Here is a 23,371-nt window from a genome sequence, read left to right as displayed (position 1 = left end):
ACTGCCCCCACTGCCCCCGGCGCCCCCCGCTGTGGAAGGACACCAGCCTCACCGCGCCGACGGCTGCGGACAACTGGCGCTGGCACTGCGCGGGTTGCCGGAGGGAGTGGGAACCCACCCGGGAGCACCGGGAGAGATACGGGGACGGGGTGCCGGACGAGCCCGGGTTCCGGCCGGGTCGCCCGGCCGTCGACCCGGGCGGCCGGCCATCCGTCAGACCAGCCGTCGCGCCGTAGCCCAGCGGGTCAGTTCATGGCGGTTGGAGAGCTGGAGCTTCCTGAGCACCGCCGAGACGTGCGACTCGACCGTCTTCACCGAGATGAAGAGCTGCTTCGCGATCTCCTTGTACGCGTAGCCGCGCGCGATCAGCCGCAGGACCTCGCGCTCGCGCTGGGTCAGCCGGTCCATGTCCTCGTCGACCGGCGGGGCGTCCGTCGAGGCGAAGGCGTCGAGGACGAAGCCCGCGAGGCGCGGGGAGAAGACCGCGTCGCCGTCCTGGACGCGGAAGACCGAGTCGACCAGGTCGGAGCCGGTGATCGTCTTGGTGACGTAGCCGCGGGCGCCGCCCCGGATCACACCGATGACGTCCTCCGCCGCGTCCGAGACGGACAGGGCGAGGAAGCGGACCGGGTGCTCCGGGTCGGACATCAACGCGGCCGAGCGGCGCAGGACTTCGACGCCGCCGCCGCCCGGGAGGTGGACGTCGAGGAGGACCACCTCGGGGCGGGTGGCCTTGATGACCGTGACCGCCTGGTCGACGTCGGCGGCCTCGCCGACGACCTCGACGCCCGTCGTCTCCGTCTGGCCGATCTCGGCCTGGACTCCGGTACGGAACATCCGGTGGTCGTCGACGAGCACGACCCGGACCCTGCGGCTCTCTGCGGTTGCTCCGGTCTCGGTGGGCTCGGTCATGCTCGCTCCATCTCCAGTTCCACTACGGTGCCGCCGTCGGGAGCGGAACGCAGGCTTGCCGTGCCGCCGTTGCGCTGCATACGGCCGATGATCGATTCTCGTACGCCCATGCGGTCGTCCGGTACCGCGTCCAGGTCGAAGCCGGGGCCCCGGTCCCGTACGGACACGAAGACCGTACGGCCCTCGACCTCCGCGTAGACCTGTACCGCCCCGCCCTCGCCACCGTACTTGGCGGCGTTCACCATGGCTTCCCGCGCGGCCTGCATCTGTGCGGACAGCTTCTCGTCGAGCGGGCAGTCGCCGACGACCACGACCTCCAGCGGGACCCCGTGCTTGTCCTCGACCTCGGCGGCGGACTGTTTGACGGCTTCCGCGAGGGTCTCGGGTTCGTCGTCCTTGTCCTTGCCGGTGCCCTCGGGCTTGTACAGCCAGGCGCGCAGCTCACGTTCCTGGGCGCGGGCCAGCCGCCGGACCTCGCCCGGGTCCTCCGCGTTGCGCTGGATCAGGGTCAGGGTGTGCAGGACGGAGTCGTGGACGTGGGCGGCGACCTCCGCGCGCTCCTGGGCGCGGATGCGCATCAGGCGTTCCTGGGAGAGGTCCTGCGTCATCCGTACGAGCCAGGGGCCCGCGAGGAGAGCGATACCGGCGAGCACGGCGAGGGTCGCGGTGAGGACGTTGCCGAGCTGGGCCGAGGAGCCGCGGATCACGATGAACGCGGCCAGACCGGCGCCCACCAGCGCGACTCCGGCCAGGGCGCGGCCCAGCGGGAGCAGCCGGCTGCGGCGGCCGACCTCCGTCCAGTGGGCGCGCCGCGAGTTGTCCGCCTGGCGCCAGACCAGGACGACACCGGCGCCGATCAGCAGGACGGGCCAGATGTACGGGCTCGCGTCGCCGCCGATGTCCACGTTCCCGATGAAGATCGCCACGCCGATGATCAGCGCGACCAGGGCGACGATCTGGCCGCCGTCCGGTTTGCGCAGCAACTTCCGGCGGCCGTCCGGGGACTCCTCGAAGAGGGAACGGTTCGCTTCGACGCCGCCCGCGCCGAGCGGTACGACGAACCAGAACGCGACGTACAGCAGCGCCCCGAGGCCCTCCAGGGTGAAGAGCACGATGAAGGCGGCACGTACCCAGGAGACGGGCACCCCGAGATGACCGGCGAGCCCGCGCGCGACGCCGCCCAGCATGCGCCCTTCGGCGCTGCGGTACAGCTTGCGCAGCGGTGGTTCGTCCGGCGCTTCGGAGGCGGCGGCGCCTGCGGGGCGGGGCGGGGCGACTGGCATGGCTCGATCGTCACATGTACGGGCTGGTGCGGGCATCAGGGAAAACCCCCTGGTTCCCGCGCGCGAAATCAGGGATCGGCCAGGGTCGCCGCGGCCCCCACCGGCACGGGACGACCGTCACCATGGACGTATGACAACGCCGCCGCCGCAGGACGAGCCGCGACCGCAACTGCGGCGCCACCGGAAGAACAAGGTGGTCGCCGGGGTGTGCGGCGGGCTGGGCAGGCATTTCGACCTCGACCCGGTGGTCTTCCGGGTCGTGCTCGGTGTGCTGGCGGTGACCGGCGGTGTCGGGCTGATCTTCTACGGGTTCGCCTGGCTGGTGATCCAGCAGGACGGCGAGGACGAGAACGAGGCGCGCAGGCTGCTGACCGGCCGGGTCGAGGGCGCTTCGATGGCGGCGGTGCTCCTGGCGCTGGCCGGGTGCGGGTTCTTCCTGTCGATGCTGCACTACGTGTCGGTGCTGGTCTTCGCCGCGCTGCTGTCGCTGGCCACCGCGGGCTGCGCGGTCTGGTCGGAGCGGCGCCGGATGGCCCCGCCCGAGACGGCCTCGCCGGTGCCGGGGGCCACCAGGGCGCCGGGGGCTTCGGGTACGGCCGGGCAGAAGGTGCCGGACGCGCCGCCGGAGACGAAGGCGCCGCCGACGCCGGGCAGTCCGTCCTGGTGGCGGGACCCGATCGTCAAGGACGGCACGACGGGACCGGTCGGTTCGGGCTACCTCTGGGGGCCCTCGGACTCCGCCGCGGAGCCGCCGCCGTCCCGCCAGTCCCCCTGGACCGCCGCTCCGGCGGCGGCGAGCCGCGGGCCGCGCGGCATCGGCGGCCGGGTCTTCCTGCTCGCGCTGGTCGCGGCCGGTCTCGGCACCGGTCTCGCGTGGCACGGCCACCCGGTCGGCACGAGCCTCCAGATCGGGCTGTCCTGTGCGCTCGCGGTCTTCGGACTGGGCATGCTGCTCAGCGCGTTCGTCGGCCGGACCGGCGGCGGCACGCTCGTCATGGTGGTGCTCACCACCGGGCTGCTGGCCGGGGCGACCGCGCTGCCGAAGGATGTCTCCCCGCACTGGGTGCGCACGGATTGGCGGCCCACCTCGCCGACGGACGTCCGGCCCCGCTACCAGGTCGGCTCGGGCGTCGGCACGCTGGACCTCGGCGGCCTCGATGTGGCGCCGGGTCAGTCCGTGAGTACCCGGGTGGTGGTGGGCGCCGGGCGGGCGACGGTCGTCGTACCGAAGAATGTGACGGTGCGGCTGAAGGTCACGGTCGGCCTCGGGGACGTCCAGCTGCCCGGCGAAGGGCCGAACGACATCGACATCTCGCCGGGCCAGGACAGAACGGTGACGCTCCCCGCCGTACCGGTGGTCGGCAAGGCGGTCAACGATGCGATCGGCGGCGCACCGCGCACCGTGAACCTGTATGTGGAAGTCGGCGTCGGACAGGCGGAGGTGACCCGTGCGAAGTGAACAATCGGGACGGGAGTCCCCGCAGACGCCCCCGCCGACGCCCCCGTACGCACCGCCGTACACGTACCGGCGCGAGTTCCGGCACGAGTTCCGGCCGGGCAAGCTCGTCGCGGGGCTGGCGCTGCTGGGCATCGCCACCGTGTACCTCGGTGACGCGGGCGGCCTCTGGGAGACACCGTCCGGCGCCGCGCTGCCGATGCTCGGCATCGGCTTGGCGCTGGCGGGGATCGTCAACTGGCTCGCTTACGGGGTACGGCGGCGGTCCGCCAGGAAGGCGTCGGCGGAGAGCAGCGGCGACCCGGCGAGCAGGAGCGGCAGCCAGGCCATGAGGTAGACGAGGTCGTTCCCGTAGTAGTACGGCGTGGACTGCCAGCTCACGGTCAGCCAGAGACTGAGCGAGATCAGGGCCCCGCCGAGCGCGGCGACCCGGCCGAAGAGGCCCAGCAGGGTGCCCAGGCCGACGGCCAGTTCGCCGAGGGCGATCGCGTATCCGAAGCCGGACGGGCTGTTCAGGGCGAGGTCCACCAGGCCGGGCACGGCCGCCGAGTCGCGCACGGAGTGCATCAGCTCGTCGATCGAGCCGGCGCCCGACGCGTGGAGGAAGGCGGAGTCGGTGAGCTTGTCGATTCCGGCGTAGCAGAACGTGACGCCGAGGAAGACGCGGAGCGGAAGCAGCGAGTGGCGGCGCGCGGTCTCCTTCCAGCGACCGCCACGGCGTCCCCGTGCGGCGCCGAACCCACTGGGCATACCCGTCCGATATCCCTGAACCATGATCTGGTCCTCCCTCTCCGGTTGCCCCGTGGTGCGCCTCCGCTGTGGCGTGGCACAGGCACGATTTTCCTTGGCGGGTCGGGAGAGGTGCGGACGGGGGTGCGGACGGGATCCGGACGGGGGGCGCGGACGGTGTTCAGCGGTCGGCGGGGTAGGAGCGTTCCCAGTCGTGCAGGATGCCGTCCCAGTCGCGCCGGGGCAGGGCCCCGGAGGCGTCGGGACCCCACCCGTATCCGGGCTGGGCGTACTGCGCGTACTGCCCGTACTGCTCGTACTGCCCGTACTGCTCGTACGGGACCTGGTGCTGGGTGTCGCCCTGCCAGGGACCCGCGGCCATGACCCCGGGGCCCGGAGGCGGCCAGGCGGCGCCGGACGGCGGGCCCATGAAGTAACCGGCGTCGGGCGAGGGCTGCGTGACGGACCCCGGGTCCCCCGCCGTACGCCGGTGGCGGCCCGCGTCCCGCCGTACCTGCGCGAGCCGCCCCTCCGCGGAGAGATGCTGGGCCCGGGAGACCAACTGCGCCAGTTCGATGCCGAGTTGGGCCGCCAGCGCGACGACGTCGATCCCGTTGTTCCAGCCCTCCACCAGGAACGCGTCCAGCGCGGGGGACCACTCCGGACCCGCCATCGGCACATCGGGGGCCGGGGCCGGGAACTGCTCGGTGCGGGGCGGAGGAATGGGGGGCTGCGCGGGCGCCGGGGGCGTGGGATACCCCGGGTTCCCGGAGGCGGGAAGCAGGAAGGAATCGGCATCCTCCTGCTGCACCGCATCCGGTTCGGGCTGCTCGTCCGACGGCCTGGTGAGCAGCGTGTCGGCGAGCGACCGCGCGTCGTCCTTGCCCACGGTGCGGCGCGCCACCCGCACCTCGCGTTCGTTCAGCCCCAGCATGTCGGCAACCGCGCCGTCACTGCCCACGGTGATGGCGAAGGCAGCCAGCATCCTCGCGCGCTCGGCCTGCGCGCCGTCGAACACCGACTGTGCACGGCGCACATGGTCGTCCGCGCCGCAAAAGGCATCGGCCAGAACCGCATGCCGCTCCCACAATTCCCTGGACTCCATGGTCTGCACCAACGCTCAGCTAGGCCAAAAGAACCTAACAAAGCCCAAAATTCACCTCATTGATCAATTCCCCGACGTCGGGACAACCTGACCATTAGGCCAATTGAGGGGCAGGGAAGAACCCTGGAGCCGGAGCATCCGCAATGTCTCTTCCGTCTCCTCCTGGAAGTGGCGGTAGGAGACCAGACGACGCCAGTCGGGGTCCGGCGCACCGGGGAGTGTGGCCCCCCGGGCGGCCCAGAGGTTCACCAACTCCCCGTACAGCGGCGTCGCCTCCCCGTCACATCCGGTCCGGTCGAATCCGGCCGGCGGCGACATGCGGTGCGACGGCGGCTTCCCGCGCCGGTAACCCGAAGCACGTGGCCCCGGCACGCTTTCGTTTCGCTTATATGCATTTCCTTGCGGAATCAGGGAACCAAGTCCCTTGCCTGCCGTGGTTGGAGCGTCAGAAGTGCTCATGGCCGTAGAAACGATTCGTTTCGCCCGCCGTCACCCACCCCAGGCTTTCCGCTCAGGAACACGCCGGAAATGAAATATCTGGAAAACCGAGAATCGGTATATCGCGGACCGTTAATCCGTCACATCGATCTCGCAGGCCGCCGTCTCCATCCCGGCCGCCGTGATCACACGTACCTCCACCCGCCCCGGCTCGACCTCCACCGGTACCGGCACCGTCAGCACCGTGTCCGTCGGGTTGGCGAAGCCGCCCGGCACGGGAACCAGCGGTACGTGGACGTGCACCGCGCCGATGCGCACCACCATCCGTGCCAGCCGGTCGGGTGTCCCGGCGCCCGGCGGCACGAAGCCCGCGCCGCGGATCTCGATGTCGTCGCCGGTACGGATCGGGGCGTCCAGGTCACCGGCCTCCCGGGCGCGGACCACCGAGAGCACCACGGGGCGTCCGCCCTCCGCGTACTTGCCCGCGAAGTACGTGGCCGCCGAGACCACCACCAGGAGCGCCAGCCCCCACGGCAGGTCGGGCAGTTGGTCGGGGCGGCGGGCCAGCCGTACCGCCGCGAACAGCGCGGCGACCGTGCTCACCAGGACGTACTGCACGTCCGCGAAGCTGCCGCGCCCCGAGTCGTCGGTGAGCAGATCGGCGGCGCGGGGGCGGTCGGCGCGCACCTTCTGGAGCTTCTGCGACAGCACCCGCACGGACACCACGCGCCGCGCCACCACGGCGATCGCGCAGACCAGGGCGAGCACGGTCACCATGCCCGCGCCCCGGGCCAGTTCGAGCCCGTCGATCAGGGTGTCGCGCTCACGGTGCCCGGACGCTCCGGCGAGCTGGAGGATGAGGACCAGCACCGAGAAGACCACCAGCAGCACCCATGACGCGGCGACCGCGCGCGAGGTGGAGAGCCGGTTGTCCTCGCCGATCACCGGGGCCAGGAGTCCGCCGCGCGCCCGGTGGAAGCGGGCCGCGCAGGTCAGCAGCCCCGCCGTGACGAGCGCGGCGAGCAGCCCGGCGGTACGGGCCCCGCTCCAGCCCGCGCCGATCGCGGTCGCGGACTCGGCCAGCGCGAGGACCACCACACTCCCCCACAGCAGCACCAGCGTGCGCTGCCACACCCGCGGGAACCAGGCGTCCCCGGCTTCCCTGCTGCGCTCGGCCACCGCCCGCGCCGACTCCGTCAGTTCGTCGGACACCCACTGGCGCGAGGCTCCCGCCGAGTGGGCCACGGCGGTGGGCAGGCCCTGCCCGGCCGCCAGTTCATCCCGTTTCACGAGAAATGCCGCGACGGCCCGCCGGTGGCCCTCGCGTGCTCCGTGCGGACAGTCCGGACATGTACAGCCGCCGCCGTGTACGCCGGCGCGCATACCGTCGTCCTGTCTTACTTCCTGCACCGCCACGAAGAACGCCGCCCTTTCCCTGCCCCCGTGAACTTCCTTGCAATTCAAGGGAATTGTGCCGCACCGAGCGGGCGGTGCCCGCAGCAGGTCAGGTCGGGTCAGGTCAGCGGGGGTGATTGACAAGGCGTCAGGTTGACGCCTTCCGGCGTCGGGTTCCCGGGCACGGCACCGGCACCCCGGGCCGACCGGTCACAGCGCCTCCGGGCAACCGTCACAGCACCTCCGGGCGACCCCTCACGGCGCGTCCGCGACCCCTCACGGCGCGTCCGGGCCGGTACGGCTGATCCGCTGCCACAGCGGCTGGTAGTTGATCCAGGCGACCAGATCGCTGCCCAGCTGCTCCCGGGTGGCCACCGCGCTCCGGTGGTCGATGAGCACGGGCTTCCCGGCGGCACGCGCGGCGAGTTGGACCTGGCAGGAGCGCTCCATGGTGACGAACCACCAGGCCGCCGCGTCGACCGAGTCGCCCACGGTCAGCAGTCCGTGGTTGCGCAGGATGACGGCCTTGCGGGCACCGAGCGCGGCGGCGATCCGGCGGCCCTCCTCCTCGTCCACGATCACGCCGGTGTAGGAGTCGTAGAGGGCGTGATCCTCGTAGAACGCACAGGACTCCTGCGTGATGGGGTCGAGCAGTTCCCCCAGCGTGGAGAGCGCCCGCCCGTGCAGCGAGTGGCTGTGCGCGACGGCGACGACACCGGGCCGGGCCCGGTGCACCTGGGCGTGGACGGCGAAGGCGGCCTGGTTGACGTGGCGACTGCCCTCGACGACCTGCCCGTCGCCGTTGACCAGGATCAGGTCGTGCGCCGCGAGGTCCGCGAGGGGCACCCCGAAGGGGTTCACCCAGTAGCAGTCGGCGTACCCGGGGTCGCGGGCGGTGATGTGGTCCGAGACGCCGTCCTCGTACCCGTACTGCGCGAAGAGCCGCAGCGCCCCCGCCAGCCGTTCCTTGCGGTACTGGCGCTCCTCGGCGAGCGTTTCGTGGACGGGCGGCATCGCGAACCGCAGGTGTTCCACCGGTACGGGGGCGGGCGTCTCACTCATGGCCGGTTCATTCATGGCCGGAAGCTACCGCGCGTTACCGCAGGTGAACAGAGTCATGCACGGAAAGAGCCGCCCCCGGACAGCACGACGCCGCCGCCCGGAATCCCGGGCGGCGGCGTCGGCGGTCTGTCGGGGAGTCACCCGGTGGCGACTACTCCCACTCGATGGTGCCCGGCGGCTTGCTCGTCACGTCGAGGACCACGCGGTTCACATCGGCGACCTCGTTGGTGATGCGGGTCGAGATCTTCCCGAGCACGTCGTACGGCATCCGCGTCCAGTCGGCCGTCATGGCGTCCTCGGACGAGACGGGCCGCAGCACGATCGGGTGGCCGTAGGTCCGGCCGTCGCCCTGGACGCCCACCGACCGCACGTCGGCGAGCAGCACCACCGGGCACTGCCAGATCTCACGGTCGAGACCGGCCGCCGTCAGCTCCTCGCGGGCGATGGCGTCGGCCTCGCGCAGCAGGTCGAGGCGGTCCTTGGTGACCTCACCGACGATGCGGATCCCGAGGCCGGGGCCGGGGAAGGGCTGGCGCTGGACGATCTCGTCCGGCAGGCCCAGCTCCTGGCCGACCATCCGGACCTCGTCCTTGAACAGCTGGCGCAACGGCTCGACCAGTTCGAACTCGATGTCCTCGGGGAGCCCGCCCACGTTGTGGTGGGACTTGATGTTGGCCGTGCCGGTGCCGCCGCCGGACTCGACGACGTCCGGGTACAGGGTGCCCTGCACCAGGAACGCGACGTCCTCGCCCGCGTCGGCGATGATCTCCGCCTGCGCCTGCTCGAAGACCCGGATGAACTCGCGGCCGATGATCTTGCGCTTCGTCTCGGGGTCGGAGACACCCTTGAGCGCGTTCAGGAAGCGCTCCTCGGCGTCGACGACCTTGAGCTGCACGCCCGTGGCGGCGACGAAGTCCTTCTCGACCTGCTCGGTCTCGCCCTTGCGCATCAGGCCGTGGTCGACGTACACGCAGGTCAGCTGGGACCCGATGGCCTTCTGCACCAGCGCGGCGGCCACCGCGGAGTCGACACCGCCGGACAGCCCGCAGATGGCGCGCTTGGTGCCGACCTGCTGACGGATCAGCGCGACCTGCTCCTCGACGACATTGGTCGTGGTCCAGGTCGGCTCGATGCCGGCGCCCCGGTAGAGGAAGTGCTCAAGGACCTGCTGGCCGTGCGTGGAGTGCAGCACCTCGGGGTGGTGCTGCACGCCGTACAGCTTCTTCTCGTCGTTCTCGAAGGCCGCCACCGGCACGACGTCCGTGGACGCGGTGACCGTGAAGCCCTCGGGGGCGGCGGAGCAGGCGTCGCCGTGCGACATCCACACCGACTGCTCGGCCGGGGTGCCCTCGAAGAGGGTCGACGCGGGCTTGGAGACGGTGAGACCGGTACGCCCGTACTCCCGCGCACCGTTGTCGTCGACCGTGCCGCCGAGGGTGGTCGCCATGAGCTGGAAGCCGTAGCACATACCGAAGACCGGGACCCCGGCCTCGAAGAGCGCACGGTCGACGGTGGGCGCGCCCGGTGCGTACACCGACGACGGGCCGCCGGAGAGGATGATCGCCTTCGGGTTCTTGGCCAGCATCTCGGCCACCGGCATGGTCGACGGCACGATCTCGCTGTAGACCCGCGCCTCACGGACGCGACGGGCGATGAGCTGGGCGTACTGCGCGCCGAAGTCGACGACGAGGACGACCTCGGGGGCGGCGGGGGGTGCTGCTGGCACGGGGCGGCCTTCCGGCGGGAACATGAGGGGGTCTGGTATGTCGATTCTACCGGGGCCGGCGGAACCGGGTTGTCTCTCCCTCCGGGACCCGTCCATACTGACCTCGTGCATCAGCAGCTGACCTTCGTCTTTACCTATGGCACCGGCCCGACCGGCTGCCGTGGGTTCTCTGGTTCTGCTGCTTGAGCCACTGAGAAACACTTCCCCAGGCGCCCCGGGCCGACAAGGTCCGGGGTGCCTGTGTATTCCGGACCGAGGCAGCCCGGGGGGCCGTACCCCTTGAGGAGTCACGGACATGAGCACCAACACCGCCACCAGCACCGCCACCGCCGGTACGGAGAAGACCGGCGCCCGCAACGTCGAGGCGGCGGCCCTCATCACCGGAGCACGTGAGCGCATCGACGACCTGGACGACCGGATCATCGGCCTGATCCAGGAACGGATGGCCGTGTCGACCACCATCCAGGAGGCGCGGACGGCCTCCGGCGGGCGCCGGGTGAACCTCTCGCGCGAGCTGGAGGTCCTGGGCCACTACAGCGGGGCGCTGGGCAAGGCGGGCACCGGGCTCGCGATGACCGTTCTGGAGCTGTGCCGGGGGCGGATCTGACACCCGGGGCGACAGCCCGTATCTGAGTTCGGGCCCGCTCTCACCCGTACGGCGCGTGACCGGGCCCGGCGGGCCTTCGTTGGTCCAGTCGTCCGTGTCAGCCAGGTGCGGCCTTGTTGGAAGAGGAAAACCACGCGTGGCTTCGCTGGGACGTGTGACGTACTGCAGGTGCGTCGTGGGACCACGTCTCAGCGCGCGTGACCGGACGGCAGGGGACAGCGGTCCGGTCACCCAAGGCGGTCGGTTCCGGGGACGCCCGGGACCGGCAGCCCGGTCCACGGGTTCCCAGCCCGTAGGTGAGCACCGCAGTTGAGCAACCAGTGGGCCCCGTGGAATCGCCTCCACGGGGCCCACTGCTGTGCCCGCCCGGACCCTCTTCTCGTGACGCAGCTCACATAAGAATTCCGTGAATACGGAAGCAACCATTCACAGGGGTGGCCGGTCATTCATGCAGTACCGCTGGTGGCCCCATCCGTATGCCCCCGCACCACAGCAACGCATCTGTCCCGTACGCAACGAGGTCCGCATGAAGCTCCGCCGCACGATGGCTGCCGCAGCCGCGACCGCCGTCATGGCTCCGGTCGCTCTGCTGGCCGCCTCGGCTGCGTACGCGGACGGGACCTCCGGCGGGACCCCTGCCACCGGGACGCCTTCGGCCGTGGCCCCGGCCGACGTGGGTTCTCCGGCCGACGTGGAGACGCCCCCGGCCGTCGCGCCCACCACGGACCCGCCGGACTCCGCCGCCCCGCAGCCCACCGAGCCGGCGCCCACGACGGAACCGCCCACGACCGCGCCCGTCGTCACCCCGCCGCCCACCACCGCGCCGCCCACCACCGCGCCGCCCGTCACTCCGCCGGTCACCACTCCGCCCGCCGACTGTCCGGTGGTTGACGACGGTGTCACCGATCCCACGGGCAGTCTCCGGCTGAGCATCTCCGGGCTGCCCGGCAGCATCGTCGCGGGCAGCGGCTGGCATCCGTTCACGATCAGCGCGGCCAACCCGACCGGCCGGAAGCTCGGCAAGGTCGAATGGCTCGCCCTGGTGGACAACTACTCCGAGAGCGAGGACGAGAAGGACTGGCTCGGGCCGTACGCCACGGTCCAGTTCTTCGACCGGACCACCGGTACCTGGGAGTCCCTGGACGACGAGGAACTGTTCGGCTACGGCGTCTACTTCGGCGAGACCGAGCTGGGCGCCCGGGACGTCGTCGACATCCCGCTGCGGGTGAAGATCGCCCAGGACGCCCCGGCCGGGGACAGTTTCGCCTTCGGGTTCGGCGGCTATGTCGACGTGGAATCGGGCTGCGTGCACAACGCGTACGCCGAGCGGGAGTTCACCGTTCTCGCGGCGGGCAGCACCGGGGCCCGGCCGGGCAGCGGGGGTCCTGGTGCCGGGACCCCGGCCGGCGACGGGAACGGGAACGGGACGGGTCGGAAGGTGCGGCGCACCGGTCCCACAGCGGCCCCCCACGCCCTCTCGACCCGCGTGATTCCCGTGCGCGGGGACCTCGCCGACACCGGTTCGCCCTCGCCCCTGCCCGTCCTGGCGCTCACCGGCGGGTTCGCGGTCGTGCTCGGCGCGGGCGTGGTGTTCGGCGTGCACCGGCGCGGGCGCGGCGCCACCGGTTGACGGACCCGCACAGACTCGGGAGGGCTGCACTCGGAGGGGGGTGCAGCCCTCCCGCACGCCCGGTCCGTCCTGACCGTGCGGGACGTCCTGGCCGTGCAGTCCGTCCTGACCATGCGGTTCGTCCTGACCGTGCGGTTCGTCCTGACCGTGCGGTTCGTCCTGACCGTGCAGTCCGTCCTGACCGTGCGGGGGGCGCGGTCACTTCTTCGGCGGGACCACCGGCATCCCCAGGAACGGAAGCTTCAGCGCGCCGAACGCCTCGCCGGGAACGGCCGGAGACCTCGGCGCGACCGCCGCGAGCCGCTCGTACTCCTGGCCCTGTTCCGGGCGGGGGTCCTCCTCACCCATGTTCGGCCAGTACGCCATCGCCCGCTCCGCCTGCGCGGTGATCGTCAGCGAGGGGTTGACCCCGAGATTGGCCGAGACCGCGGAGCCGTCGACCACCGAGATGCCCGGGTGCCCGTACAGCCGGTGGTACGGATCGATCACCCCTTCCGCCGCGGACGCGCCGATCGGGCAGCCGCCCAGGAAGTGGGCGGTCAGCGGGGTGCCCATCAGCTCCCCGATGTTCGAGCCGGGAAAACCGTTGATCTCCTCGGCGATGAGCGTCGCGGCCCGGGTTCCCTCGGCGATCTGCTTCGGGTTGGGCGCACCGTGCCCCTGCACCGCGGTGAGCAGGCCCTTGCCGAGGCCGGCCCGCTTGCGGTGGGTGGTCAGGGAGTTGTCCAGGGACTGCATCACCAGGCCGATGATGGTCCGCTCGGACCACCGGCGGTTGGAGAGCGAACGGGCCGTCAGCCAGGGGTGCTTGGCGACATTGCCGAACCAGCCGAGCACGCGCCGCGAGCTGTAGGGCACCTGGATGATCGTCAGCGCGCCCATCGCGTTGGACTTCCTGCCGTACCGCACCGGCTCGATGTGCGTATCGCCGTCCGGGTGGATGGACGAGGTGATGGCCACGCCCCGGGTGAAGTCCGCCCGGGGAGCGCCGTGCTTCTTGCGGTAACGGCGGTCGGTGGTCTGCGAGCCCACCAGGGCCTCGGAGTTGGTACGGGTCAGCTCGCCCAGCTTCGACGATATGCGCGGCAGCAGGCCTTGGTCCTTCATGGTGTGGAGCAGGGTCTGGGTGCCGTACGTCCCGGCCGCGACCACCACCTGACGCGCTCGCAGCACCTCGGGCGTCCTCCTGCGGGCGTCCGTCGGAACGGTACTGACCCGGTAGCCGCCCTCGCCGTGCTCCGTGATCGCGGTCACCGAGGTGAGCGGGCGGATGACCGCACCGGCCTTCTCGGCGAGGTAGAGGTAGTTCTCGGTGAGGGTGTTCTTCGCGCCGTGACGGCAGCCGGTCATGCACTCGCCGCACTCGGTGCAGGCCTTGCGGGAGGGGCCCGCGCCGCCGAAGTACGGGTCGTCGACCGCTGTGCCGGGCTCGGCCTTCGACCTGCCGTCGGCATCCGCCCCGTCGCCGAAGAAGACCCCCACGGGCGCCATGTGGAAGGAGTCGCCCACCCCCATCACCTCGGCGGTCGCCTTCAGATGGACGTCGGACGGCGTCATCGTCGGGTTGAGCCGCACGCCCAGCATCCGCTGCGCCTGGTCGTAGTACGGCGCCAGCTCGGCCTGCCAGTCGGTGATGGACGCCCACTGGCGGTCCTGGAAGAACGGCGCGGGCGGGATGTACAGCGTGTTGGCGTAGTTGAGGGAGCCGCCGCCGACGCCCGCGCCCGCCAGCACCATCACGTTGCCGAGCAGGTGGACGCGCTGGATGCCGTACAGGCCGAGCGCCGGGGCCCAGAGGTAGTTCTTGATGTCCCAGGAGTTCTTGGGGAGCGTGCCCGGGGTGAAACGGCGGCCGGCCTCCAGGACGCCGACCCGGTAACCCTTCTCGGTGAGCCGCAGCGCGGTGACCGAGCCGCCGAAGCCGGAGCCGACGACGAGGACGTCGTAGTCGTACACCTGGTCGTCCGGCTCCCCCGCGGTGGCCGCGGCGGTTCCTTCGTCGGTTCCCTCGTCCGGGCCGTGGACAGAGCTCTCCTGTGACATGGACTCTCCTCGTGGACGATCGGCGACGGGGTGACGGGACCGCCGGGCTGCGGCTGCGGGATCAGCGGAGGCGGAAGGCCTTCATCGCCCGGAGACTGCGGCTCATGAACGCGGCGTACTTCTCGTCGTTCATGCCGAACGCCGGGGCCATCGGCATGATCCGCTGGTGGGCGACGGTCTGTGCCTCGGTGTACTTGTAGATGCCTTCCGAGCCGTGCCTGCGGCCGAGCCCGGACTCCTTCATGCCGCCCATCGGGGACTGCACACTGCCGTACGCGGGCGCGTACCCCTCGTTGATGTTGACCGTGCCGGTCCGTAGCCGGGCGGCGACGGCGTGGCCGCGCCTGCCGTTCCTGGTCCAGACGCTCGAATTGAGGCCGTAGGGCGTGGCGTTGGCGATGTCGACCACCTCGTCCTCGTCCTTGAAGCGGTAGACGGAGACGACCGGGCCGAAGGTTTCCTCGGAGCAGACCGCCATCGGGGTGTCGACCCCTTCGAGGATGGTCGGCTCGTAGAAGAGCGGCCCGATGTCGGTACGGTGCACACCGCCCGCGATCAGTTCGGCGCCCTTGGCCACCGCTTCGTCGACGTGCCGCCGCACGGTTTCCAGCTGGCGCTCGCCGACGAGGGAGCCCATGTCGGCGCCGTACGCGAGGGCGTTGCCCAGCCGCATCGCCTTCGTGCGGGCCGCGAAGCGCTCCAGGAAGGTGTCCGCGATCGACTCGTGGACGTACAGCCGCTCGATCGATATGCAGAGCTGACCCGCCGAGGAGAAGCAGGCCCGTACCGCGCCCGCCGCCGCCTTCTCGATGTCGGCGTCCTCCAGGACCAGCATGGCGTTCTTGCCGCCGAGCTCCAGCGAGACGCCGATCAGCCGGGCCGCGGCGCCCTGGGCGACCTCGCGGCCGGTGCGCGTCGAACCGGTGAAGGAGACGTAATCGGCGTGTTTGACCAGCTCCGGGCCGACCACCGGGCCCTCGCCGAGCACCACCTGGAAGACCTCGGGCGGCAGTCCGGCCTCGATGATCAGGTCACGGGCCCAGAGGGCGGTCAGTGCGGTCTCGGTGTCGGGCTTCATCACCACGGCGTTGCCGGAGACGAAGGCGGGCAGCGCGTCACCGATGGACAGCTCGAAGGGGTAGTTCCAGGGGGCGATCTGACCGACCACGCCGCGCGGCTGGCGCAGCTCGGTGACCTTCGTGAGGGTCGGGATCGCGCCGGTGTGGCCCTTGGGCCGGAGGTACGAGGGTGCCTTGCGGCCGTAGTGGCGCGCGGCGACGGCGACGGCCTGGACCTCTTCGTGGGCGTGCAGCCTGGCCTTGCCGGTCTCCAGCTGAATGAGGTCGAGGACCTCGGCCTGCCGGGCGAGCACCAGGTCGTGGAAGCGCAGCAGGACGGCGGCCCGCGTGCGCACGGGTATCGCGGCCCACGCCTGCTGGGCCGCTCGGGCCCGCTCGAAGGCGGTCGCCACGTCCTCAGGGGTGGACTCGGGCAGGTCGGCCAGCTTCTCCCCGGTGAAGGGGGTGTGGTTGGCCGTACTCCCGGAACCCACCACGCCACGCGTCAGATGCGCGACCACCTCGGGGGTGACCACATCGGCCGCGGTGCGTGCACCGGAGGGTGTGGGGGCGATCGGGTTCGTGGCCCGGGGGGCCATGGCGGTGGGAGCCTGCGAGTCCGTCATGAGGGGAGGCTATGCCCAGACGGAGAGTTTCGGTACCCGTGAGTAACGCCTTTTCAGGGTCCCCACATATCCCGCCAGTGATCACTGGCGGGATAAGCCTTGATCAGTGGGCTTACGCCGTACGGGTACCGCCGTGCGGTCTCCTCGCAGGTGTTCCTACCGGCGGACGGACAGGGACCACGGGCCGGGCCCCACCGCGCTGCGCGACGGTTCAGCTCGGCGGTTCAGCTCGGCGGTTCAGCTCGGCGGTTCAGCTCGGCGGTTCAGCTCGGCGGTTCAGCTCGGCGGTTCAGCTCGGCGGTTCAGCTCGGCGGTTCAGCTCGGCGGTTCAGCTCGGCGGCTGCCAGTAACGCAGGACGGTGTCGAACCGCTCGCGGTTCCAGTCCGAGGACGGACCGCCCATGTAGATCGCGTACTCGGCCCGCCCGTGGTCCACGTTGTACATCTGGTCTATGGCGCGGCGCCTGCCCGGGTGACCCTTGGTCTCTCTCCAAGTGAACTCCCACAGCGCGGCGTCCTGGTCGCGGAAGTTGTTCACGTGCAGCGTCAGCCGCCTGTAGTCGGGCAGCCGGCTCAGCTGCGGTTCGAGCGCCAGCTGGTGCAGGTACGGGGTCGCGTAGTCGGGCGTCGTGTCGATGCTTATCCGGATGAAGTGGTTGCCGTCGTCAGGCGTGTAGTCGATCTCGCCCGAGCCGTCCATCTGGCGCTTCCAGCCGTCGGGGACAGCCATGCTGTACCCCTCGGGCTCGGTCACCCGGTGCCAGCCGGCGGGAATGTCGCTGTACGGCTTCTTCTTCTCCGGCGTGCTCGTCCGTCCACTGCCGGTCGTCGTCGGCCCGGGGTCGTGCGCCGCCTCCTTGTCGGAACCGCCGTTCCCGTTCCCGTACTTCATGACGGCGAAACCGGCCCCGCCACCGACGACCACGGCAAGTGCCACCACCAGTGCGGCGGTACGCAGACGGCCGCGCTTGCGGCCGGCGGGCACCGGAGCCGCTGGCGGCGCCGTGGGGGCGGGCTCGGCCGGGGTCTCCGGCTCGGGCGTGGGCAGCTTGCTCGTCGGCGTCGCGTCCTGGAGCAGCCCCTCCCTCACCGTCTGCGTCGGGACGTACGCCTCGGCCTGCTTGGGGCGGCGCCCCTCCATCGCGTCCAGCAGCATCCGCTCGGCCTCGACGGGGTCGGGCCGATCTGCGGGGTCCTTGCGCAGGAGCGCCGTGATGACGGGCGTGAGCGGCCCGGCGCGGGTGAGCGGCGGCGGCTCGTCGTTCACCACGGCCTGGAGGGTGGAGATCGGCGACGTACGGCGGAAGGGCGAGCGTTCCTCGACGGCCGTGTAGAGGGTGGCGCCCAGCGACCAGAGGTCGGACGCGGGGCCGGGAGCCTCGCCGTAGACCCGCTCGGGTGCCAGATAGTCGATGGAGCCGACGATCTCGCCGGTCCGGGTGATCTCCGCGTCGCCCTCGATCGCGGCGATACCGAAGTCGGTGATGAGGACGCGGCCGTCCTTGGCGAGCAGCACGTTGCCGGGCTTCACGTCCCGGTGGAGCACACCCGCCGCGTGTGCGGCGCGCAGGGCGCCCAGCACGTGGAGTCCGATGCGGGCGGCTTCACGGGGGTCCAGCGGTCCGGACTCCTTGGCCGCGTCGGCGAGCGAGGGTCCGTCGACGTACTCCATGACGATCCACGGCCGGTTGTCGAACTCGATCACGTCATGGACGGTGACGACCCCGGGGTGGTTTATGCGGGCCGCGGCCCGCGCCTCCTTCTGCGTCCTGGCGTGCAGGACCTCCCGGTCCGCCTCGGACACGTACAGACCAGCCGTCAATTCCTTGACGGCGACGGTCCGGTGCAACACCTCGTCGTGTGCGCGCCAGACCTTGCCCATGCCGCCACGACCGATGAGCTCGCCCAACCGATAGCGGTCGGCGAGCAGCAAGTCCGCGCTGTGAGTGTGTTCCACGTGCCCCTGTCCGTTCCCTCGACTGCCAGGTTACGGACGGGCATTCGGTCGTGGAACCTCGGGGCGGACCGTGATACCGCACTGTGACGGGAATGGCGTACTCCGCTCGCTTCACGGTTCGGTACTCCGTTCACTTCACGGTTCGGCTTCCGCCCAACTCGCCGTTCGGCCTCCGCTCAACTCGCCGTTCGGCGTCCGCTCACTTCACGGTTCGACGTCCGCTCACTTCACGGTTCGGTAGGACGACATGGCCTGTTGGTAGATCTCCGTGACCTTGTCGCGCTGCGCCTCGGGGCCGATGACCTGCACGATGTGGTAGCGGCCGTCGATAATCATCGCCACATTGCGCACATACACCTCACGGCCGCTGCTGTCCTGCCAGGTGAACTGCCCCTCGGCCATGGCCTGCTTGCCGACATCGATCCGGCGCAGCCCGGACGCAGACGACCAGGTGGAGTCGCGGAACGGCTGGAGTTCCCGCTCCTTGTTGCGCTGGTACGCCATCGGGTCGGCGCCCTCGTCCTTGACGCTGTCCCGGCCCGGGACGACGACAAGTTCGAAGTCGCCGCCGAGAAAGCGGATCTGTCCGGCATCGTTGACGGGGCGTCGCTCCCAGTCCTTGTGCACGGCCACCTGGAAGCCCTCGGGGTCCTTGCGGAGGGCGTAACCGGTGGCCGGTCCACCGCTGTCGGGCTCGGCGCCCTGCGGGGAACCGGTCGTCCCCGACTGCTGTGCTGACGGAGAGTCCGGCTGCCCGGACGCGGCGCCGGTCGGGACGGAGGCGGGTGCGCCGGAGACGGCCTGGTCGGCTTCACCGGCCTTCGGCATGAACTTCAGCGCGTACACCAGGGCAGCGACGAGGACCACCAGGACGACGACGAGCAGCGTCCGACCGAGAGAGCGCGGTCTGCCTTCCGCCCGGGGCTGTTGCCCGGCCGCTCCCGCCCCTGGCCCCGACTCCACCGAGTGCATCGACTGCGCGGGCTGCGCCGCCCGCGCGGACCGGCCCTTCACCGGGTCGCCGCGCCTGCCGTTCCTCCTCTGCTGGCGGTGACGGCCGTGCGTACCGTCCCCGCGGGCGTTGCGGCGTCTGCGGACCAGCTCGCCCCGGCGCCGGACGATCGGCAGCTTCGTGGCGTCGTCGGCCGGTACGGGCACGATCTGCTGACCGGCGTCCGGCTCCGGCGCCGACCGTACGAGCGAACGCAGCCAGCCGCGCAGTTCCTCTATGTCCGGGCGTTCGGTGGGGTCCTGACGCAACAGCGACTCCACGACGGGCCGCAGCGGGCCGCACTCCTCGGCGAAGGCGGGCGGCTCGGCGCAGACCAGCTGGACCAGTTCGGCCGCGCTCTCCTCGGGGTACGGGGCGTGCCCCTGGACGGCCCGGAAGAGCAACGCGCCGAGGGCCCACAGATCGGTCGCGGGCCCGACGGGGGCGGCGAGCTGCCAGTGCCCGTGGACGGGGCCCGCCTGCTCGGGGGCCCATCGTTCGGTGACGGCGCCCACGACGGTGATACGTGCCTGCCGGGCCCGCTCGGCGGCGAGGGGCGTGGTGGGACCGCGGTGCCGGGGGGCGGTGGGGTCGTACTGGGCGGTGGGGTCGTACTGGGCGGTGGGGTCGTACTGATCGGCGGAGTCGTACTGATCGGCGGGGGCGTGGCGATCGGCAGGACTGTGCTGACCTGCGGAGCCCTGCCGGTCCGTGGCGGTCAGGGGTCCATGGGTGTCTCCGGGCTGGATCTCCCTGGCCTGGATCTCTCTGGACCGGGTGTCCCGGGAGAGGGTGTCCCGGGCATGGACGTCCTGCTCGTGGGCGTCCCGGGCGTGGGCGTCACGCAGGTCGTCGGCGCGCATGCCGTCCCCGGCGCCGGACCGCGGCCCCGCGCCGTGCCAGAGGCCCATCGGCTCCTGCCGCCCCGCCTCCCGCGGATCGGCCCCGGTCGCGGGCCGCTGGACCGGGAGGCCCCCGGTGCTGCCCTGCCGCTCGCTCCCCCGCTCGTCCCCTCGTTCGTCCTCACTGACCCGTGCGGCGGCGCGGGCCCCCGCTCGGTAGGCCGCTATGGCACCGGCACGGGCCGCGCGGATGTCACTGGAGGCACCGCCCGGGACGGCGGGCAGCCCGGTCTCCTGGCGGGAGGCGGCCTGCTGACCGGGCACCGGATTCCGCACCGGATTCCGCGCCGGGTCCCGCTCGGGGTCCTGCATCTGGTCGTACATCCGGCCGCGCGCCGGGTGCTCGCGCGCCTGCTCGCGGCCCGGATCCTGGGTGTACCCGGCGGGCAACTCCGGCCCGGCCGGAAGCGCCCGCTCCACCGGAAGCGCCCGCTCCACCGGCAGTGGCCCGTCCGCTCCGACCGTCCCGGCCGCGAGCGCCTGCGGCAGATCCGGTAAATCCGTCCCCGGCACCGGGTCGTAGCCGCACAGCGCCTCTTCCGCCGCGCCCGCCGCCAGACCGGTCAGGACCACCCGGCCGTCCTCACAGACCAGCACGGTGCGGGCGGTGATGTTCCGGTGGGTCCAGCCGTGCGCGTGCAGCACGCGCAGCGCGGTGAGCACGTCCGAGGCGATCTCGGCGGCCCGGTACGGATTCAGCGGGCGCTCGGCCAGCATCGCGGCCAGCGGCCTGGCGTCGACCAGTTCGCTCACCACCCAGAGCGAGCCGCCCTCGGCGAAGACGTCGAAGACCTGGTCGAGACGGGGGTGGTCGGGGATCTGCGCGGCGGACTGGGCCGCCTCGATGGCGCGCAGTACGGCCGGTTCGGCGGGCCGCCGGGTGGTACGCCCGGACATCCGCCGCTGCGACGGCACCCCGGGCCCGCCGGCGGCCCGCGCCCCGGCGCCGCCCTCGTCGACCATCTCCGCGTCCACGACCTCCGGCAACGGCACCTGCCGGACGAGGACTTCCTGCCCGCTGTAGGTGTCGAACGCGCGGGTCTCCGCCAGTTCGTACTCATCGGAAGGCAGCAGCGGAAGACGGTAGCGGTCGGCAAGGACCCTTCCCGCGTACTCGTCCACGACGCCTCCCCGAAGCGCGCTGTTCCCTGGTCACATCACTGGTCTCAGGTCACGTCAAACCGTCAATTACGGTCGATTACGGGCCTATTGCGGCTGCGTACGGTCCGCGACTTCTCACCTTACGTGTCCTGGGTCACTTCTTGGGGGCGAATGTCTTGAACGCCGTGTTACGCAGCGTGGTGCACGCGTCGCCGTCCCATTCGCTCGCCTTGCAGCTGACCATGATGGAATACCCGCGGTGGGCGTCCACCTTGAATCCGCGGTTGAGCACCCGGACGCGCTCACCGTGTTGGTCCCGCTCGAACGACCAGTCGGCGACGGTCGGATAGCCGTTGTAGTCGACCTCGTGGATGCCGAGGCCCTTGTAGGCGCCCATGCTCCTGGAAGCACCGCCCTCCGCGGACCGCCAGGCACCGGCGGCGTCGTTCCCGGGCGAGCTGTTGAAGTCGATCTGGACGCGCGGGAAGCCGCCCTCGGACGCGTTGTAGATCCCGCCCGAGTTCTGCCCGGCGATACCCGTGCGGTGGAACCCCGCGGGTATCGCCATGCTGAAGTGGAACCGGCCGTCCGAGACCTTCTTGTACCCGCTGGGCAGGGCGTCAGCGGACGGCTTGGAGGCTTCGGTCGCCTTGTCGCCGGGCGTCGGCGCGGTACTGCCGTCGTTCTGGCCGCCGTTCTTGCCCTGCCCGCCCGTCTTTCCCTTGTCCTTGCTGTCGTCCCCGGCCGTCGCGGAGCTCGAAGTGCCCTTGTCACCCTTGGGCTTGCCCTGGTTGTCCTTGTCGCCGCCCCCGTTGAGGGCGAAGGCCAGGACCGTACCGAGCACCAGGAGCACGACGACGGCCGCGATTATCACCAGCGTGCGGCGCGGTACGACATCGGTGAGCGAGGCCCGCACCCGGGCGGCCTGACCGGCGGGTACCGCCGCGGGCGCGGCCGGAGCGGGCTCGGACCTGGCGTTCCGTACGGACTTCAGCGCGCCACGCATCCGGTCGGCGGCAGCCGCGGCCGTGTCCCTGGCGCCGGGGGTGTTCGGAGACCGCGGAGGCTTCGCGGGCTTCGGAGCCCTGGGCTGCCTGGCGGGCTTCGACGGGTTCGTGGCCCCGGCCCGTCCCGACCGGTCCGCAGCCGCAGGTTCGTCGGGCACGGGCGGCAGCGGAACCACCCGCGTGGCGTCCAGCGCGACCGGCTCGTCCGCGGCGGGCGCCACCGGAGCGTGGATCACATCGTTGAGCAGCCGCCGCGCCCCCGCGTCGTCGAGCCGCTGGGCCGGATCCTTCGCGAGCAGCCCGTAGATGACCTCTGTCAGCGGTCCCGCGTTCTTCGGCGGATCGACCGGTTCGGTCATCACGGCGGTGAGGGTCGCGATGGCCGAGCCCTTGTCGTACGGCGGCACGCCCTCGACGCTCGCGTACAACAGCCCGCCCAGCGACCACAGGTCGGCCGGAGGGCCCGGCTTGTGACCGCGGGCACGCTCGGGCGAGATGTACGAGGGGGCGCCGACCAGCATCCCCGTCGAGGTGACGGACGGGTCGCCCTCGACCTGGGCGATCCCGAAGTCGGTCAGTACGACGCGGCCGTCCTCGGCGATCAGCACGTTGGACGGTTTCACGTCGCGGTGCAGGATGCCCTCACGGTGGGCCAGCCGCAGCACGTCGAGGATCGCGAGACCCACCTCGGCCGCGCGCACGGGTGTGAGGGCACCCTTCTCCCGTACCAACTCGGCCAGCGAGCAGCCCTCGACGAGCTCCATCACGATCCACGGCCGGTCGTCCTCGTCCACGACGTCGAAGACGGTCACCGCGCCGTTGTTACGGATCCGCGCGATCGCCTTCGCCTCGCGCAGTGTGCGCGTGACGAGCCTGCGCTTCTCTTCCTCGTCGATGGCCGAGGGAAAGCGCAGCTCCTTCACGGCGACGGTGCGGCCGAGCGTCTCGTCCACGGCCCGCCAGACCGTGCCCATACCGCCCTTGCCGAGCACCTCTCCAAGCCGGTACCGCCCAGCCAGGAGGCGCCCCTTGGTGTCCTTCGCCTGCTCCGCCTCCGACATGCGTCCCCTCTGCGTTCAACCCGCCCTGGCAGAGCGTCCATTGTCTCTCACTCCGGGACCGGTGATGGTGCCGGGTCCGCGGGCGACCATCATGGGCCATGGAGGAAGGTCTTCCCGCCATGCCGATACACCGTCCGCTGGTCGGACAGGTTCTAGGACCTGCCCTGGGACGTGTCCCGGCCGCCCCTCCGCTGCTGACGCCGCTCGGCGCCGCCAACGGGTCCCTGCCCCGGGAACCGGAGGTCAAGCCCGTGCGCACGGCGCTGGACGGCTGGTCCCCGA

At 71.4% G+C, this 23,371-nt stretch carries 16 protein-coding genes; 4 read left to right on the top strand and 12 right to left on the bottom strand.

The annotated features are described in order from the left end of the window. Positions 1-213 precede the first annotated feature (213 nt). Positions 214-912 carry a LuxR C-terminal-related transcriptional regulator gene (locus OG709_RS22125; RefSeq protein ID WP_250299440.1) on the bottom strand — a complete coding sequence of 233 codons (699 nt, stop codon included), beginning with the start codon at positions 910-912 and terminating at the stop codon, positions 214-216. Next, positions 909-2,195 (bottom strand): PspC domain-containing protein, encoded by a 1,287-nt coding sequence (locus tag OG709_RS22120; protein WP_250299438.1) that lies wholly within the window; start codon positions 2,193-2,195, stop codon positions 909-911. Before OG709_RS22120 ends, OG709_RS22125 begins: the two co-directional genes overlap by 4 nt. 130 nt (positions 2,196-2,325) lie before the next feature. Between OG709_RS22120 and OG709_RS22115 the strand changes: the two genes are divergently transcribed. Together OG709_RS22115 and OG709_RS22110 are read left to right on the top strand one after the other, a co-directional pair. Next, positions 2,326-3,654 carry a PspC domain-containing protein gene (locus OG709_RS22115; RefSeq protein ID WP_266641297.1) on the top strand — a complete coding sequence of 443 codons (1,329 nt, stop codon included), beginning with the start codon at positions 2,326-2,328 and terminating at the stop codon, positions 3,652-3,654. Continuing rightward, complete coding sequence (locus OG709_RS22110; protein ID WP_250299433.1) at positions 3,644-3,988, top strand: hypothetical protein; 345 nt, start codon at positions 3,644-3,646, stop codon at positions 3,986-3,988. The genes OG709_RS22115 and OG709_RS22110 overlap by 11 nt, the downstream gene beginning before the upstream one ends. Here OG709_RS22110 and OG709_RS22105 read toward each other — a convergent pair. The 5 genes from OG709_RS22105 to guaA form a co-directional block, all read right to left on the bottom strand. After that, entirely contained in the window at positions 3,898-4,401 is a 504-nt protein-coding gene (locus OG709_RS22105; RefSeq protein WP_329167569.1) for a DoxX family membrane protein, read from the bottom strand. The two genes, OG709_RS22110 and OG709_RS22105, sit on opposite strands and share 91 nt — an antisense overlap. A gap of 160 nt (positions 4,402-4,561) precedes the next feature. After that, complete coding sequence (locus OG709_RS22100; protein WP_329167567.1) at positions 4,562-5,485, bottom strand: hypothetical protein; 924 nt, start codon at positions 5,483-5,485, stop codon at positions 4,562-4,564. Between the two features lie 570 nt (positions 5,486-6,055). Then, a complete protein-coding gene (locus OG709_RS22095; RefSeq protein WP_250299428.1) occupies positions 6,056-7,306 on the bottom strand; it encodes a hypothetical protein in 1,251 nt (416 codons plus the stop codon). Between the two features lie 288 nt (positions 7,307-7,594). Continuing rightward, on the bottom strand, positions 7,595-8,380 hold the full coding sequence (locus OG709_RS22090) for a class II aldolase/adducin family protein (protein ID WP_443068549.1): 786 nt from the start codon (positions 8,378-8,380) through the stop codon (positions 7,595-7,597). Between the two features lie 151 nt (positions 8,381-8,531). Next, positions 8,532-10,106 carry a glutamine-hydrolyzing GMP synthase gene (gene guaA, locus OG709_RS22085; protein WP_250299423.1) on the bottom strand — a complete coding sequence of 525 codons (1,575 nt, stop codon included), beginning with the start codon at positions 10,104-10,106 and terminating at the stop codon, positions 8,532-8,534. Positions 10,107-10,401: 295 nt separating this feature from the next. On the opposite strand from guaA, the gene OG709_RS22080 reads away from it, so the two are divergent. Together OG709_RS22080 and OG709_RS22075 are read left to right on the top strand one after the other, a co-directional pair. Next, entirely contained in the window at positions 10,402-10,713 is a 312-nt protein-coding gene (locus tag OG709_RS22080; protein ID WP_266641303.1) for a chorismate mutase, read from the top strand. Positions 10,714-11,239: 526 nt separating this feature from the next. After that, entirely contained in the window at positions 11,240-12,343 is a 1,104-nt protein-coding gene (locus OG709_RS22075) for a hypothetical protein (RefSeq protein WP_329167559.1), read from the top strand. 198 nt (positions 12,344-12,541) lie between these two features. Here the strand turns inward: OG709_RS22075 and OG709_RS22070 are convergent, their stop codons facing one another. From OG709_RS22070 to OG709_RS22050, 5 genes are all read right to left on the bottom strand, one after another. After that, the gene (locus OG709_RS22070) at positions 12,542-14,386 is read right to left on the bottom strand and encodes a GMC family oxidoreductase (RefSeq protein ID WP_329167558.1); all 1,845 of its coding nucleotides are present in this window, start codon (positions 14,384-14,386) and stop codon (positions 12,542-12,544) included. Positions 14,387-14,447: 61 nt separating this feature from the next. After that, positions 14,448-16,070, bottom strand: a complete 1,623-nt coding sequence (locus OG709_RS22065) for a succinic semialdehyde dehydrogenase (RefSeq protein WP_250299414.1) — start codon at positions 16,068-16,070, stop codon at positions 14,448-14,450. Positions 16,071-16,398: 328 nt separating this feature from the next. Continuing rightward, complete coding sequence (locus OG709_RS22060) at positions 16,399-17,952, bottom strand: serine/threonine-protein kinase (protein ID WP_443068582.1); 1,554 nt, start codon at positions 17,950-17,952, stop codon at positions 16,399-16,401. Positions 17,953-18,249: 297 nt separating this feature from the next. After that, positions 18,250-21,042 (bottom strand): protein kinase, encoded by a 2,793-nt coding sequence (locus OG709_RS22055; RefSeq protein ID WP_329167555.1) that lies wholly within the window; start codon positions 21,040-21,042, stop codon positions 18,250-18,252. Between the two features lie 133 nt (positions 21,043-21,175). Next, positions 21,176-23,089 carry a serine/threonine-protein kinase gene (locus tag OG709_RS22050; protein ID WP_250299410.1) on the bottom strand — a complete coding sequence of 638 codons (1,914 nt, stop codon included), beginning with the start codon at positions 23,087-23,089 and terminating at the stop codon, positions 21,176-21,178. Positions 23,090-23,371 lie beyond the last annotated feature (282 nt).

It is taken from the genome of Streptomyces sp. NBC_01267, assembly GCF_036241575.1.
GTDB lineage: Bacteria > Actinomycetota > Actinomycetes > Streptomycetales > Streptomycetaceae > Streptomyces.
The sequence above is the reverse complement of the archived record's forward strand: the minus strand, read 5'-3'. Positions and strand labels throughout refer to the sequence as shown.

Coding starts and splice junctions, on each gene's coding strand:
- OG709_RS22125 (WP_250299440.1), bottom strand. CDS start 912: ATGACCGAGCCCACCGAGACCGGAGCAACCGCAGAGAGCCGCAGGGTC.
- OG709_RS22120 (WP_250299438.1), bottom strand. CDS start 2,195: ATGCCAGTCGCCCCGCCCCGCCCCGCAGGCGCCGCCGCCTCCGAAGCG.
- OG709_RS22115 (WP_266641297.1), top strand. CDS start 2,326: ATGACAACGCCGCCGCCGCAGGACGAGCCGCGACCGCAACTGCGGCGC.
- OG709_RS22105 (WP_329167569.1), bottom strand. CDS start 4,401: ATGCCCAGTGGGTTCGGCGCCGCACGGGGACGCCGTGGCGGTCGCTGG.
- OG709_RS22100 (WP_329167567.1), bottom strand. CDS start 5,485: ATGGAGTCCAGGGAATTGTGGGAGCGGCATGCGGTTCTGGCCGATGCC.
- OG709_RS22095 (WP_250299428.1), bottom strand. CDS start 7,306: ATGCGCGCCGGCGTACACGGCGGCGGCTGTACATGTCCGGACTGTCCG.
- OG709_RS22090 (WP_443068549.1), bottom strand. CDS start 8,380: ATGAGTGAGACGCCCGCCCCCGTACCGGTGGAACACCTGCGGTTCGCG.
- OG709_RS22080 (WP_266641303.1), top strand. CDS start 10,402: ATGAGCACCAACACCGCCACCAGCACCGCCACCGCCGGTACGGAGAAG.
- OG709_RS22075 (WP_329167559.1), top strand. CDS start 11,240: ATGAAGCTCCGCCGCACGATGGCTGCCGCAGCCGCGACCGCCGTCATG.
- OG709_RS22070 (WP_329167558.1), bottom strand. CDS start 14,386: ATGTCACAGGAGAGCTCTGTCCACGGCCCGGACGAGGGAACCGACGAA.
- OG709_RS22065 (WP_250299414.1), bottom strand. CDS start 16,070: ATGACGGACTCGCAGGCTCCCACCGCCATGGCCCCCCGGGCCACGAAC.
- OG709_RS22060 (WP_443068582.1), bottom strand. CDS start 17,952: ATGGGCAAGGTCTGGCGCGCACACGACGAGGTGTTGCACCGGACCGTC.
- OG709_RS22050 (WP_250299410.1), bottom strand. CDS start 23,089: ATGTCGGAGGCGGAGCAGGCGAAGGACACCAAGGGGCGCCTCCTGGCT.